The following is a 15,867-nucleotide window of genomic DNA, read 5'->3' on the forward strand; positions in this document are numbered from 1 at the left end:
TTTTCAGTTAGCTAAAAGCCATGTGCGCAGCCGCCGTAATCTTTTAAGCTTTTTTGAGCGAACTTCTCAAAAAGCGCACGGCGAGAGGAGCCATGGCCATCCTGAGATTACTTAGATCTTCGAAAGTAAACTCATAGAAGTGCAATGGCTTCGCACGTTACGCGCCTTTCTATGAGAAAACCATTCATAGAAAGGCTTTCAAAAGAGGGTAACGGCTACGCTCATTGCCTAAGACCACTGAAAAAGGGAAAAGCGTCCTTTTTCAGTGAACTAAAAGGAGGGGCTATATGAAAATCGCCAGAAAATGGCTTGTGCTTGCTAGTGTTTTGCTACTGGCAGCTTGTAAATCTGTTGCTTCAAGTGAAGTGATCGCTGATCAGTTGGCGCTTGGGGCGAAGTATTTATTAGAGGAAAACTATGAAGAAGCGATTTTAGCGTATCAAGACTTGATCGAAATTGATGAGAATATTACAGAGGCCTATATCGGGATGTCGCGTGCTTACGTGCTGCAAGGCGACTACGATCGTTCAGAAGAAACAGTTCGGCAAGGGATTGAAGCAATTGAGGACGACGCCTCGCTAAAGATTCAATTAGCAGAAATTTATGAGGTTCAGGAAAAGTATGAAGAAGCAAAAGACGTCTACATGGCGTTGATTGAAGAAGATCAGTACGGCAGCGCTTATAATCAATTAGCTGGCTTGTATAGGAAACAAGGCGAGATTGAGGAAATTTATACATTTTTAGAATCAGAAAGTCAAAGCGGTGAGCTGACGGCTGGGTCATATGCAGCCTTAGCAGATACGTATTTAAAAATTGGCGAGCGTAACCAAGCGCGCACGTACGCAACCGAAGCGATTGCACAAGACCCCGATTTGTATGACCTTTACCCACTGCTCGATGCAACGTATGCCGGAATGTGGTGGCAGCTTGTGGCAGAAGGAAAGGCTTTGACAGAAGAAGGAAAGACTGAACTTGGTGACATTCTTCGGATGTACGCCTTGTATGAACTAGAATACTACAATGAGTTAATCGAAATTTTCGAAAATAGAGAACTGAGTGATAATAAAAAATTGCTAATTCGCGCTGCGATTTCGTATCAGCGTCTAGGAGACGAGGAGGCAGCAACCGAGTTGTTTCGCAAGCTTAACCTAGAAGAAGAGGAAAAAGCGTTGCTGCTTGATGAACTGATCACGTATTTCGTAGAAGTGGAAGCTATTGGGCAAGCAATCCGAACAGCCGATGATGTGCGTCTTAGCAATCCACAGTTAGACTCTGCTTACATCTATCTTCATGAACTAACAGGTGATCAAACGTACTTGCAAACATTGATTGACCTTTATCAAGTTGGGCAATTAGTTAGGGAAGTGCCCGGTGATATTGAGGGAGATCTTGTAGCCTTTTTCCCGGAGTGGGAGGAGATTGAAGGCCATCACATTGCCCATGAATTTGGCGACTTTTATGTTACAGCATTAAAGAAGGGATCAAGTGAAAATACGGCAGAAAACATGATTCAATTAGTCGTCTTCAAGCATGACGTTCAAGTTGATGGTTGGGTGCAGCAGTGGATTTCAGATGAAACAGAGAGCCTTTATTTTGATGAAAGTGGTATTTTTGAATTGAAAGAAGAAACAGAAATGGAGACACTGATGGCGACAAAAGGGGGACGTTACGAATTCTCGTTTTCCTACGGCTACGTAAACGTGAGCGAAACTCCGCGCAGCCAGTTGAGCCATGAAGATGCCACACAAGCCGTCTTTCAGTTGACAGGCGATGGTCAAGTTAAAGCAGCAGAAAAAGAGGTAATCCAAATTGAGCCAGGAGAAATGGTTGCCTTTGTCCCGTCTGATGCGCGTTCAGAAAGAGCGTTCGACAGTGGCAAGCTTCGTACTTATTACGGCACGAACGCTGATAACTTAGAAAACATGTTTCACTTCAAATACGTCAATACAATAAGGTACTCGCAGCCTGGACGCTATTATGTCGTCTTTGAAAATAGCAAAAAGCCGACTGCTGCAACAGAGCCAGCATTTGTGATAGAGGTTCTCCCAGACTTAGTAGGAGAATGGTCGTACTCCTTCGCACAAGGTGGAGGGTTGCTTGACATTACTGACGCTGACTTTGACAGCTTTACGTTTGAGCTTGATGTCAACAGTGGTGCTCACACCGGCTACATTGACGGAACGGCGAGAATCGAGGGCGAAACTGCAGTATACACAGACAGTGAAGGCTGCCGTGTCGACTTTCAGCTCCTCGGTGACCACATCAATGTGAGCACGAACTATGAATGCCAAATCTATGCCGGGCTTGGCGCGCATTTTGCTGGCGATTATTATCGTGACGGATTAGAAATGACGACGGATCTCGTTGAAATAGGAATTTTTGAAACAAAAGAGCAAGATTCACAGTTTCAAACACTCGTTGGCGATGACTACCCATTATACGTCGAACGGATGCAATTAATCTATGACAATGAAGACCTTGACGGGTTCGGGGCGACTGTCCACAGCGGGGGCGTACGCGGACTGTTTACGATTATGGAAGCGATCATTATGTACAACAGCCAAGGTGAGTTTTGGGCAGCGGCCCTTGATGAAGGCCGGATTGTCTACCATACGAATGTAGAGAATTACAAACAACAACTGCCGGTCACGATCGAAGACTGGCGAGAGCGGTTCAGTGATGTTCCGATAGAATATCGAAACGCGCAGTAAATAATAGAAGAAAGAGAGAGGACTGGAGACGCGAATGAAAAGAGGAATGATTGTACTGATCACCTTGCTGTTTTTCCTTGCAGGGTGCAGCAAGCAAGCATCAACGGAGCAGATTCAAGAACATCTTGCTCTTGGTGCGAAATATTTATTAGAAGAAAATTATGAAGAAGCAATCCTTGCTTACCAAGAGTTAATTGAAATTGATGAAAAAGTAGAAGATGCTTACAAAGGTCTCGCAAATGCCTATGTTCTTCAAGACAATCATCAGGAAGCAGAAGAAATTTTAGCAAGAGGGATTGAAGCAGCTGATAAAAAGAACAGCCTGCGTATCCATTTAGCAGAAGTCTATGAAGTACAAAATAAAGAAGCTGAAGCCATTGAAGTCTATGAACAACTGATCAGCGAAGAGGACTTTTATGCAGATGCCTACCGTGGCTTAGCGAATATTCATTATCAAAACGGCGAACACGAGAAGGTTATGGAGGTCTACCAAGAAGCGTTTAACAAACATCATCCGGAAATAGCTGAAGCTGTTTTATTAATGGCAGAAGCCAATGAAAAACAAGGCCAGCCTGAAGCTGCCTTTCAATTCGCTCAAGGGGCACTTAAAGTTGACCCTGCTCATTACCAGGCTTATGAAGTGATTGAGCGCATCTATCGTGGCAACTGGGAGGAGTTGTTAGAGAGGGTCGAGCGTCTCGAGAAAACGGGTGAAGAAAGTGATGAGGAGAACGAGTCAGGCTATGTTCTTCAACAAATCGCCCTCTACCACTTAGAGAAATACGAGGAAGTTGTCGCTCTATTTGAACAAAACGATACGCAAGAAAACAAAAAAGCGATCACGGTCACAGCATTAGCGATGCAGCGCCTAGGTCAAGAGGAAGAAGCGCGCGAGCTACTAGAAGATGCCCTCAATCTAGCGACAGTCGGAGAGCTTTCGATTTTAAAAGACTTAGTCTATTTCTACCAAGGAGCGGATGAAACAGAGGGTGCGATTCAACTAGCAGAAAGAGCATTAGCAATCGACGAATCAGCGTATACGTTCTATCTACTTATCTATGATTTAACAGGCGATGAACAGTACCTTGAAGAACTTACTGCTTTAGTTCGCTTAGACAATATCCTCTATGAAGAAGCAGGGACGTTAACAGCAGGTGATGTTGCTGAGTTATACCCACAGGCTGAACTTCTTGAGCAGCAAGAACTATCCTTTGGGTTTGTCGATTACCAAGTGGTCGCGCTAGCAACACCATTGGATGATTGGGAGGCTGATTTAGAAATCGCTGTTCTAACGTTTGATCAGCGCAGCCAATCATGGATGGAAGTATGGAAATCAGGGACGTTTGAATTGTATAACGAGTTTGGTTCGCATTTGTTCATGAATCTATACGTGACAGAGCCAGATCCGATCAATGCTTTTATCGCTTTTAATTACAATTTTGGTGGAACGAGTGGCCATCATTACATTGAGGTATTCTCGCTTGATTACACAGGAAAAGGAACGCTGCGTGCGTCGCTCGAGAACTTTAGAGACGGGGCAGTGGAAGCAAGTGAGGGCCAAATAATGGTCGTCAATCATGAAGGCCAATTTAACTATTATGTTGAAAACAACCAATTCCAGACACGTCACAAACCAAGAAGTGAGCTCGCACCAGAAGGATCGGTTGAACTTCGATTTACGCTTGGGAACGATGGAAGAGTTAGAGCTACAGATGAACAACGCGTGACGGTTCAAGCAGGGGAAACGGTCGCCGTGATTCCGGCAGATAGGCAAACGAAACAAAAATTTGATGATAGAGAGATCTCCTTGTATATGGGAGAAGCTCAGCACATGAGCTTAGCACATGTGAATTACTGGTATACGTGGAACAGTGCGACATTTGAGAATCCAGGTCTATATCACATTGGCCTTGTTGGCGATGATGACCCATCATTTGGCACACCGGAGCCGACATTTATCATTGAAGTGGTAGGCGCAGGGCAAGAACAGGAACGTGAGCCTGAAGAAGCTGAGCCTGCAGCAGACAACACAACGAGTGAGTCACAGTATAAGAGTGAGATGCTTGGTTTCAGCATTGATCTTCCAGCAGAGTTCTTTGAAGATGTTGTTGTGGAAGAGACGATTAATAACTATTCCGAGATCGAATTTGAAACAGTGATCTTTTATTATGACGACAAAACAAGAATGCAAGATCTCGTCTTTTTAACGGCGATCGACCGGTTTTCACAATATGCATGGGAAAATTATTATAGCCATGGCATGCATTCAAAATTAGCCGAGGTGGATGGCTGGGTCTATGCAAAAAATGAACCGGGTGAAAGCCCTTATCTCTATGACGAGAGTCCGGAAGAAGACCATTACTTTGAGCTCTTTGAACAGCTAGGGGATGCGATAACCAATACATTCACCCTTGAGTAAATGCATACGCCAGCCGTAACACTTGCGGCTGGCTCATTCCTAAATAGAAAGGAACGCGTGTATGAAAAAGTTATCTTGTATGTTGATCTTATTCGTTTTCGTCCTTATCGGTTGTTCTAGTAGTGATTCAACAGAAGAAGGATCTGGACTGAAAATCTTTAACGGCACGCCATTAGAAGCGTGGTTTGGCACTAAAACAGAAGAGAAAGAGGCTGTTACGAGTGATGAGGAAAAAGAAGACACGAAGACACTTTCCGAGCCTAGTGGCCCAGTTTTAAGGTCGAGTGATGCCCAGTACCTTGATGCGAGTACGTCGACTTCAACAGGAAGTGATGCGCAAGGTTCAGGGAGCGAGGGCACAAACGGGAGCGGCTCAGTTGCAGGGAGTGGAGGATCAAGTGGAAGTAGCTCAGCAGAGAGTGGTGGAAGCAGCCCAAATGCAGGAGGCACCACACAACCTAACTCTAGTGAACCGAACACGGAAAGTTCCCAACAAGCCGGATCAAATGGCTCGAACCAAGCAAGTGACACCAGCCTCAATACAGAAGAAGACCTCCAAGCAAACATCTACTACGCTGTAGAACGCTATGAGCACGCCTTAATCGAAGCGATCAATACTGGTGATTTTCAGCGAGTCGCGCCAACGCTGACACCAAATAGTCCACTGTACAATGACCAGCGTGGGTTAGTGGAGCGCTTATCTGAGCGTGGGATTACTGAGAAGCTCCACGGCTTTACGATTCGCTCGTATGACCTGCATACAGGAACAAATGAGCACCAAGTCAATGTCGATGTAACAGTCGAAATCATCCAACCAGACCAAACAAGCGAAGTGAACGACTACAACTGGACGTATACCGTTAATGAAAGAGACGGACAGATGACACTGAGCAAACTCGAATAACACAGACCGGGGTCAGACACCTCTTTAGTTTACTAAAGAGGTGTCTGACCCCTATATCTTGAATTATAGTTAAGTGCTACTACTGTTTAGGGGTGAAGCCAGTGAAGGTCGATAACTTTGTGAGGGGTTTTTTAGAGAATGGCAATACGGATTTTATCGGTTGTAATGCTTTAGGAATTTCGCGTAAGGACCTAGTAGGTGTACTTGGATTGGAAAGAGCGAGAGGTTTTTTGTTGAGATTTAGTTATGATTGTGGCGTTAATGACGCTAAATACTTTGAGGACAATTTCGAATGGGAACATGAATCACAAATATTGGAGACTGGATATAAAATTAATCATATCAAAGGTTATGCAAAACTGATACCAGCCGACATTAGAATGGACCGTAAAAAAGGCGAGTTTAATTTTGAGGCACGGTGGTTTCATTCCTATGAAGCGGCGCAACATATTCAGGATTTTGGTCTCCATGTTGACCCTGTATGCTACACTCTCAGTGGATATGCTAGTGGTTTTTCTAGCCAGCTTATGGGCGAGGAAGTTATTTTTAAAGAGGTCAACTGTATAGCCAAAGGAGATTCACATTGTAAGTTTATAGGGAAAACGAAGCGAGAGTGGGGCGATGAAATAGAAGATTTGCTTCTTCTCTATAAGGCAGAAAATTTAGGGGATGAATTAGATCGAGCTTATAAACGAATAGAAAAACAAAAAAAGATGTTAAGTAATGTAATGGAGATAAATGAAAAGCTATCGAAAATATTGATTAAAGGTGGAGATATCTTTACTGTCATAAACATGTTAGCTGAAAATCTTTCAAGTACAGTATTACTTGAAGATCGTAATTTTAATTTAATTGAAGCGTGTGGTATGTATACTCCTTATCGTTTAATAGAGGTTGCAGAAAAATACAAAACGAAGGAAAAGCCAACGTGGGTTAATACGTTATTCCAAGAGAAGCGAACGGTTCAGTTAACAGTTAGTAAAGAGATTAGTGGGCTCAAACATGAACGCCTTATCTCTCCGGTACTTTTAAACAACGAAGTGTGGGGGTACATTTCTTTACTTAAAGAAGAAGGTACATTTGATGAAATGGAAAGAGTTTTACTAGAACGAGCCAACACGATTTGTGCCCTTCATTTCTCTAATGAGCGAACAGCAATAGAAACAGAGAAGCGAATAGTAGGTGGATTTTTAAATGAATTATTGATGCCAAGTCCTGATATGAAAAACCTTTCTTATCGAATGAAAATAATGGGCTATGATTTAAATCAAGCGCATTATATTAATATTTTAGATCTCAATGATTCAAGTATTGAAGACGTTAACATCATTCATTATAAAAATGAGGCCTTGGATTTTATCAATTATTATTTGCAATCCTTTGAAAAGAACATTTTAATTTCGACCCTTTCAGATAAAATTATCTTTCTTGTATCTGAAGATTTAATGAAAAGAATAAAGAGTAGTAACAAACGTTTTGGTGAACAAATTGTACAGCTGCTTTCTAATAAAGTTAGTTCCGATGTTAGTCTTGGGATTAGTTCGGTATTTAAGGGGATTGAAAATTTTCAAAAAAGCTATAACGAAGCAAGTAAAGCTCTTGAAATTGCAAAGAGAAAAGGAAACTCGTTAAATGTGATGTCCTTTGACGACTTGGGGTATTTAGAGTTTTTGCTTAACACCAGCAATGTTGACGATCTTGAAAGATTTGCTATTAGTTATTTAAAAGATCTTATGGAATACGACAAGGAAGGCAATGGAGAACTTTTGAAAACGCTTTATTTTTTATTAGAGTTTCAGGGTAATATTATGAAGACGTCACGTGAAATGATGATATCTGAAGGTGCTGTTAGATATCGTTTAAAGAGAATTGGTGAAATCACAAATATTGATTTAACAAATGCGAAGGAGTTCGTAAATGCCCATTTAGCCATTCAAATTCTTCTACTATTTGGCTTATGGGAGTTAAATGAGAAAGTATAGACTTCTAGAAACGCATCGAAAAGGGGTATTACAAAGAATTGTTTATTCTTGTAATATCCTTTTTTATATTGAAAAAAGTAGTCCATAGTTCCAATCTGAAGAAAACCTTCAAAATAGATAATATTATTTGTAGGTTTTCGTTAATCGATTTCTTCAATAAGAGCAGCTTATTTTAACGGTTAATTGTATATAATTTTTAAAATATTTAAAATACAATGAAAATAGTTAAGCAGCTTTTTAAAACGTTGCGAAGGTGTAGAAATTTCAAAGAGATTTATGTAAGCGTTTTAAATGATCTTAGCTACTTGTTGTTTTGTTCTAGCACTTTTTTAAATCGGAGGAGGAATATGAATGGTACGCAGTTATTATTCGGTAAGTAATAAGATTAATAGGAATTCACTACCGTATCGATTATTTGAAAAGGCGAAAAGATACGGTATTTGGAATCCAGCGGATATTGATTTTAGTCAAGATAAAGAAGACTGGAAGACATTAACCGATGATCAACGTGATGAAGTAACGACATTACTTTCCTATTTCGCTGGTGGTGAAGAAGCGGTTACTAAGGATATCCTCCCACTTATTATGACTTGTGCAAACAAAGGCTGGATTGAAGAGGAAATGTATTTAACAACTTTCCTATTTGAAGAAGCAAAACATCTAGACTTTTTTAATAAGGTTTTCGAAAACCTCGGAATAAATAGGGACCTTTCATCTCTTGTAGGAGAGGGACATCATATGTTATTTAATGCAACTGAAACGACGATGGGGCGATTACGGCATGACCAATCACCAGAGGCGATTGTAGATGCTTGTGTTGCTTACAATATGTATGCAGAAGGTGTTTCTGCTGAATCGTCCTATTGGTATTTTGAACAAGCGTTAGGATCAGTTAACAAAATGCCAGGATTGCTACAAGGGATTAATAAATTGAAGCATGACGAATCACGGCACATCGCATTTGGGACATTTATGTTACAACGATTGATTAGTGAACAACCAGAGTTATTAGATAGAGCATTAAAACAACTTCAGTCCTATGAACCAATAACTGCAGTCATATCATCTGAGTTTATTAAAAAAGTTTCGTTTGGTGTTACGCCAGAAGCGGTTACGAAATATGCTGAAAAACAATTGAATGCTCGATTAAGCATACTAGAAAGAGCAAAAACGCAAACATTAGAAGAAGTTTTTAACACAGATGAGAAAGACATCGTTATATAGGTTTAATATGTACGGTTTTATAGCATTTTGAAAGCGCTATCTTTTTAGGTGCATCAAATTACTAGATAAAAAGGAGGGTGTTTATAGATGAACGTACTAACCGAGCAAGTGAAAATGTGGATTAACAATCAACCGGTTGATTCTACTAATATGTTTGAAGTTAAAGACCCGGGTCGTCTCACAGATACAGTTGCGAATGTGGCAAAAGGTACCGAAGCAGATGCTATCCAGGCTATTGAGGCAGCCCATCAAGCGTTTAAAACTTGGCGAACGATTTCAGTAAGTGAAAGAGTTCAATTGGTATTAAAAGCAATCGGAGAATTGGAGAAGTCAATTCCTGAATTATCTCCTTTAGAAGCGAGAGAACACGGGGGCTTATTATCGGAAGCACAAATTGATATGGGGTATGGTGTAGGTGGTACCCAAGCTACAGCCGGAATTGCCGAGGCATTTCTAGCATCGCAAATCCTTGACGATGAGAACGGTACAGTTGAGATTCATAAAAAACCTCGAGGCGTTTTTTCGGCTATTGTACCTTGGAATTATCCCGTTTCGATTACGATGATGAAACTGGCCCCAGGATTAATGTCAGGTAATACGGTAGTGCTTAAGCCTTCTCCAAATGCACCAGCAGCGCTAACGCTTGTTTTACAACGAATGGCAAAAGTTCTACCTCCAGGTGTCATTAATGTTGTGAATGGTGATGCTGATGTTGGGAAAGTACTGACTTCTCATCCACTAATAACAAAGGTTTCTTTTACTGGTGGTACGGAAACAGCAAAGCATATCATTCAAGCGGCATCAGACACGATCAAAAATATGACACTAGAGCTAGGTGGAAATGATGCAGCTATTATTTTAGATGATGTGAATGCGTCAGAGATCATGCCTGACTTAGTAAAGGGAATTTTCACTAGAGCAGGTCAAGTCTGTTTTGCAGTAAAAAGAGTTTATGTACCTCAAACGATTTACTCTAGTTTTGTTAATACATTATGTGAGTTTGTAAATGAATTTAAAGTTGGGCATGGCTTGGATGAACGCGCGACGATGGGAGCACTTAATAATCGCGCTCAATATCAAAAAGTTAAAGACCTAATTGCGAAATCGAAACAAAGCAATGCGACTGTCAGAGAATTAGGTTCAAAGCTAGACCCAGAAGAATGGAATAATGGCTACTATATTTTACCTCATGTCGTAAGTGATATCAGTCATACGGCTGATTTATCTTGTACGGAGCAGTTTGGTCCAGTTATTCCTATCATTCCATATCAAACAGAAGAGCAGGCACTAGAAATGGCAAATGACAGTATTTACGGCTTAAGTTCTTCGGTGTGGTCCTCTAACAGAGAGCGCGCAACTGAGGTTGCTCGTCAAGTGGAAGCTGGATTTACGTTTCTTAATGGCCATAGTATTGACAAAATTGATCCGAGAATGCCGTTTGGTGGGATTAAGCAAAGTGGTATGGGACGTGAATTTACAGAGTACGGAATAGCTGAATTTGTAGAAGTGCATGCAATACGAACTAGATAGGCTTGATAGCCTTAAGGAGGGATAATATTGAAAATCAAAGCAGCAGTAACGCATGGATTAAGTGAAAAGTTTGTATTAGAAGAAGTAGATTTAGTCGACCCCAAGGCAAATGAGGTATTAATAAAAATTGTAGCTTCTGGTGTGTGTCACACAGACGCGGTTGCGCGGGATGCTGGAATGTCTCCTTTCCCAGCCGTTTTAGGTCATGAAGGGTCGGGGATTGTTGAAAAAATAGGTTCAAATGTTACTAGTTTCGAAGTTGGAGATCATGTAATTATCTCGTATGCATCATGTGGCAACTGTGAGAATTGTTCAACGGGGAATCCCTCCTACTGCTATGGATTTATGGAGCTTAACTTTAGTGGCACAATGGAAGATGGTACACATCGCTTACATCAACATAATCATGGTATATCTACATTTTTTGGGCAATCTTCCTTTGGAACGTATGCCATTGCCAATGAACGAAATGTGGTCAAAGTAGATAAAGATGTTGATCTAGCACTATTAGGTCCATTAGGATGTGGAATTCAAACAGGTAGTGGTGCTGTATTCAACGCGTTAAAACCAGAGTTTGGAACATCGATTGCCGTCTACGGGTGTGGGGCAGTAGGGTTAAGCGCAGTGATGGCTGCGAAAATTAGTGGGTGTAAAACGATTGTTGCAGTTGATATTCACGAGAATCGGTTAGATTTAGCAAGAGAGCTAGGGGCTACGCATGTATTAAATGGCAATGAGGTCAATGTTGTCGAAGAAATACAGGCCATTACAAACGGTGGTACACATTACGCAGTAGAAGCAACAGGTGTCCCAGTTGTCGTGAACCAAAGCATTGAAGCTAGTCGGATGTTAGGGAAAATTGCTAGTGTCGGCATTACACCAGAAATGCAAGTTAATTTTCCTGCTCTATCACAAGGAAAAACGTTAATGGGAGTAATTGAAGGCAATGCGATCCCACGTTTATTTATACCTAAATTAATCGAATACTATAAAGCAGGCCAATTTCCATTTGATAAACTTGTAAAGTTCTATGAATTTGACGAAATCAATCAAGCATTTGAGGATTCTGAAAAAGGAATTTCAATTAAACCAATCTTAAAAATTCAATAAGGTGATATTGGGGTCAGACACCTCTTTAGTAAACTAAAGAGGTGTCTGACCCCTTTCTAGGCATATTCCCTCTCTTTTCTCATAGGCTGTTGGTAGTGGGTGATTTAGAAATATTACACATTTATTGATAATGTTACAAAAAGATGTCAAAATTTTATTGTTTTCCTAGATTGATAATGTTAGAATTAACACCTGTGAAAGCCAGTTTGCACAAGGTATAAGCAGTAATGAATCAGATGTATTGGAATGAAAAAATGTTTCAATATAAGATGACAAATAAACAAGACCTGACGAAAATGTTTAGGTCTTTTTTCCTTGAAGGGGCAAAAAGGGGTCGCTTCTAATAGTAGCGACTCCTTTTTAGTTTTGGGGTCAGACACCTCTTTAGCACGCTAAAGAGGTGTCTGACCCCAAAACACATTACACAACAGAAAGGGGCGAAAACGCTTGGATATGACGAAAACACAGCTGCATATAGGTGCCGTACTTTATGAGCGCTACAAGGTCACGTCATTCCTTGGTCAAGGTGGGATGGGGACGGTTTACTTAGCAGAAGACCTGCGCCTTGAAGGGAAATACTGGGCCATTAAAGAAACGCGCATTGACCAAGAATACTCCGACCACTTCATCGCAGAAGCGCAAATGCTCGTTCAACTCAACCACCCGAATCTCCCTCAGATCGTTGATTACTATTCACGCGATGAGAATGGCTTTATTTACCTTGTGATGGATTATATAGATGGAGAAACGTTGCTTGAGAAGTTTCAGCGCGAAAATCTCTCCTACGCACAAATCGTAGACTATGCGATTCAGATTTGTGATTTGCTTGACTACTTACACAGCCAAAAGCCTCCGATTATTTACCGCGACCTAAAGCCAGGCAATATTATGATCGACGGACAAAACCGGGTCAAACTGATTGACTTTGGGATCGCACGTAAGTTTAAAGAAGGAAGTGACTCTGATACGGAGTTAATTGGCTCAAGTGGCTTTGCCGCTCCTGAACAATTTGAAGAAGGCATGCAAACGGATGGACGCACGGACATTTTCTCATTAGGTGCGACGATGTATTACTTATTAAGTGGTGGAAAATACCTTCTTGCAACACAAAAGCCACTCAACAAATTACGAAAAGATCTGCCTTCTGAGCTCGTACAATTTGTCAATAAAGCAACAATGCTAAACCGAAAAGACAGACACAAGAACGCTGCAGCAGTAAAAAAGGAGCTTCTCTACATACAAGAATTGATCAACAGCGAGCTAACGTTTATGGACCGATTGAAACGAAAAGCAATCACCGTTACAAAATACAGTCTCTCCATCCTACTTTTACTCGGAGTCCTTTCCTATATCGGCTATGACCAATGGAACAAACGCGTCTCACAAGAGCCGGTCACAGTCGCTGTCGAGAAAGAAGTCGCAAGTGAGGAGATGAGTGAGCTTGGCGATGTTTCCGTAACGGCTCATACGATAAGCCCGCAACCACTTGGCACAGAACTGATATGGACAGTTGAGCATGACTCTGAAAATGGACCGTATGAGTATCAATGGAACGTCTACCAAGACGGTGCCATGGTCGAAGAGACAACACTTACAAATGAACAACAATTTTCATGGACACCAGCAGAAGAAGGGGTGTATGAAGCCGAGGTTGTCATCAACATTTCAGGCGAAGCAGTCCCATTTAGAGCAGAAGCATTTGTCATAGCTGCTGAAGAGAGCGAAGAAGAGCTAGAGCTCACACAAGAAGAGGACATCATCCAATTTTTACGTTCGGATCGCTTAGGGCCACAAATGCCTGGAGCTGACATTACATGGACGGTTGATGTAAATACAGAAGACGCGCTCGACTATGAATGGAGCATTCACCTCGGCGGTGAGGTGATCGAGCAAATCACAACAGAAGACAATTCGTTTGTGTGGACGCCTGAAGACGAAGGCGAATATGAAATCGAAGTGGCTGTCTATCAAGCAAAATCAGAAATTGGCGCGATCTCAGAAACGTTTACGATCGAGCAATGGGAAAAAGACGTCACGATTGAAGAGCTCGATAACCCGATTCAAGTTAACTTCTGGGAAGAAGGCATTTACGCTTCATACGGAAGTTGGAGTAGAGGAACAAGATCGCATCTTGATACGTATCAATCCGTTTATACAACAAGTGGGAAAAACAACGAGAGCGTCACCTTCGATCTGTCCGAATACAAGCTCCACAGTGGAACGTTCTCAGCCTATATCGAAAAGCAAAGTGGCCTAGATGCGACGATCGAATTTTACATTGATTCCGAGCTCATTCACGAAAGCAAAACAAATTCGAGCGTTGAATTTGATGTACCAGCTGGGACGCTACTAACGATGAAAATTGATAGTGACAGCGTAACAGGAGACAGCTCGAGTGTAACCGACCTTCTCATCAAAGACCCGACTTTACGGGTTGAGGAGCAAGCGATTGGGGCGACACCAGATGAGAAAGTAAGCTTCTGGGAAAATGATGTGTACGGAGCGCGAGGCAGTTGGTCAAGAGGAACGAGGTCCCATCTAGATGAGTACCGCAATGTGTATGCGACAACTGGCGAGAACCACAACTTTGTCACCTTTGATATAAGCTCCTACCAGATGCAATGGGGCGAGTTGAAAGGCCGTGTGATCGCAGAAAGAGGAATTGACTTCCAGCTTGAGTTTTACATTGATTCAAGTATTGTTCATAAAACGGAAGTGATGACACCACAAGACGATGTACCGATCCCATTTAGCGTACCAGTTTCAAGAGGGTCGCTCGTGACGGTAAAAGTTGTGAACGAAAGCGTTAGTGGCGACAGCGATCAAACATCGGGCATCTACTTGAAAGACTTTATTCTTGATATCCATGAAAAAGTCGACAGAGACAGCACGATTGAACGAGTAAGTCTCTGGACGGAAGGGATTTATGCCAACAGAGGAAGCTGGAGCAGAGGAACAAGATCACATCTTGATGACTATCGAACGCTTGAAAACTCATCAGCATCCAACCATGACTTTGCGACGTTTGATCTGAAATCAGCCCAGCTTGCAAAAGGCAGGGTGAGTGGGAAAGTGTTGCCGATCAAAGGAATTGATTATCAGCTTGCATTCTACATTGATGATAGGCTCGTCCATCAAACGGCAGAAATTGTCTCAAACAGCAGCATCCCTGAACCGTTTGAAGTCGCGGTCGGTTCCGGTGACATATTAACAGTCAAAGTGATCAATGAGAGCGTCAGTGGTGATGCCGATGCAACCTCTCATTTCCAAATAAAAGACTTCATCCTAGATGTAACCGAACAAAGCGAACAGCGCCAAGCAACAAACCGAATTGCCTTATGGGAGCAAAACTTCGCAAGCACGACCGGCACATGGGAGAGAGGAACATCATCAAACAATGATGATTACCGAAAGATCTCGACGAAATCAGGATCAAACCATGACTCGTTCATCTTTGACATTAACCCGTACAACGAAGACGAAGGCCGACTATTCGGAACGATTATCCCAAGCGGAGGCATTCCGTTCCAACTCGAGATCTCACTAGATGACGAGATCATTTACACAACAGAACAAATCACAGCAACAAACGACATCCCAATCTACATCGACATCCCAGTCGAACAAGGGAAACTACTAAAAATAGAAATAAAAAATGAAAGCGTCGAAGGTGACAGTGCAAAACAATCAAGCTTTGAGATAAAAGGACTGATTTACGAGAGTTAACCCAAAGGCCCGAACTTGGCCTTGGGGTTAACGAAGCAATGAGCGAAACCGTTGCAATCTTTTAAAGCCAGCTATGAGTGGGTTTCTCATAGCTGGCGCGCAACGAGAGAAGCCATTGCCCTTCCTCGAGAAAGCATGCAAAAGGTTTTCATCTCTGAAGGCGCGCAACGAGAGAAGCCATTGCCCTTCCTCGAAGAAGCATACAAAAAGCTCTTCATCTCTGAAAACACATAACAAACAAAGCCATTTACATAAACAAAC

Annotated in this window: 9 protein-coding genes; all 9 read left to right on the forward strand. The window is 41.9% G+C overall.

Translation table 11 applies throughout. The features are described 5' to 3' along the window. Positions 1-287 precede the first annotated feature (287 nt). The 9 genes from AC1FXZ_RS10265 (at position 288) to AC1FXZ_RS10305 (ending at position 15,840) form a co-directional block, all read left to right on the forward strand. Positions 288-2,711, forward strand: coding sequence for a tetratricopeptide repeat protein (locus tag AC1FXZ_RS10265; RefSeq protein ID WP_480053212.1), 2,424 nt, complete (start codon positions 288-290; stop codon positions 2,709-2,711). Between the two features lie 34 nt (positions 2,712-2,745). Further along, the gene (locus tag AC1FXZ_RS10270) at positions 2,746-5,130 is read left to right on the forward strand and encodes a tetratricopeptide repeat protein (RefSeq protein ID WP_480053214.1); all 2,385 of its coding nucleotides are present in this window, start codon (positions 2,746-2,748) and stop codon (positions 5,128-5,130) included. Positions 5,131-5,191: 61 nt separating this feature from the next. After that, positions 5,192-6,034 (forward strand): TcaA NTF2-like domain-containing protein, encoded by an 843-nt coding sequence (locus AC1FXZ_RS10275; RefSeq protein WP_480053216.1) that lies wholly within the window; start codon positions 5,192-5,194, stop codon positions 6,032-6,034. 101 nt (positions 6,035-6,135) lie between these two features. Then, complete coding sequence (locus AC1FXZ_RS10280; protein ID WP_480053218.1) at positions 6,136-8,016, forward strand: XylR N-terminal domain-containing protein; 1,881 nt, start codon at positions 6,136-6,138, stop codon at positions 8,014-8,016. Between the two features lie 351 nt (positions 8,017-8,367). Then, positions 8,368-9,240 (forward strand): R2-like ligand-binding oxidase, encoded by an 873-nt coding sequence (locus AC1FXZ_RS10285; protein ID WP_480053220.1) that lies wholly within the window; start codon positions 8,368-8,370, stop codon positions 9,238-9,240. Between the two features lie 87 nt (positions 9,241-9,327). Further along, positions 9,328-10,770: an aldehyde dehydrogenase family protein gene (locus tag AC1FXZ_RS10290; protein WP_480053221.1), complete on the forward strand. Its 1,443-nt coding sequence runs from the start codon at positions 9,328-9,330 to the stop codon at positions 10,768-10,770. Between the two features lie 27 nt (positions 10,771-10,797). Beyond that, positions 10,798-11,880 carry an NAD(P)-dependent alcohol dehydrogenase gene (locus AC1FXZ_RS10295; RefSeq protein ID WP_480053223.1) on the forward strand — a complete coding sequence of 361 codons (1,083 nt, stop codon included), beginning with the start codon at positions 10,798-10,800 and terminating at the stop codon, positions 11,878-11,880. Between the two features lie 453 nt (positions 11,881-12,333). Beyond that, positions 12,334-15,606: a serine/threonine protein kinase gene (locus AC1FXZ_RS10300; protein WP_480053682.1), complete on the forward strand. Its 3,273-nt coding sequence runs from the start codon at positions 12,334-12,336 to the stop codon at positions 15,604-15,606. A gap of 51 nt (positions 15,607-15,657) precedes the next feature. Continuing rightward, positions 15,658-15,840, forward strand: a complete 183-nt coding sequence (locus AC1FXZ_RS10305; RefSeq protein ID WP_480053225.1) for a hypothetical protein — start codon at positions 15,658-15,660, stop codon at positions 15,838-15,840. Positions 15,841-15,867: the final 27 nt, after the last annotated feature.

The organism is Halalkalibacter sp. HAAS-P014 (assembly GCF_056619965.1).

What these genes read in the sequence shown, in the direction of transcription:
- AC1FXZ_RS10265 (WP_480053212.1), top strand. Translation starts at nt 288, where the DNA reads ATGAAAATCGCCAGAAAATGGCTTGTGCTTGCTAGTGTTTTGCTACTG.
- AC1FXZ_RS10290 (WP_480053221.1), top strand. Translation starts at nt 9,328, where the DNA reads ATGAACGTACTAACCGAGCAAGTGAAAATGTGGATTAACAATCAACCG.
- AC1FXZ_RS10285 (WP_480053220.1), top strand. Translation starts at nt 8,368, where the DNA reads ATGGTACGCAGTTATTATTCGGTAAGTAATAAGATTAATAGGAATTCA.
- AC1FXZ_RS10270 (WP_480053214.1), top strand. Translation starts at nt 2,746, where the DNA reads ATGAAAAGAGGAATGATTGTACTGATCACCTTGCTGTTTTTCCTTGCA.
- AC1FXZ_RS10300 (WP_480053682.1), top strand. Translation starts at nt 12,334, where the DNA reads ATGACGAAAACACAGCTGCATATAGGTGCCGTACTTTATGAGCGCTAC.
- AC1FXZ_RS10275 (WP_480053216.1), top strand. Translation starts at nt 5,192, where the DNA reads ATGAAAAAGTTATCTTGTATGTTGATCTTATTCGTTTTCGTCCTTATC.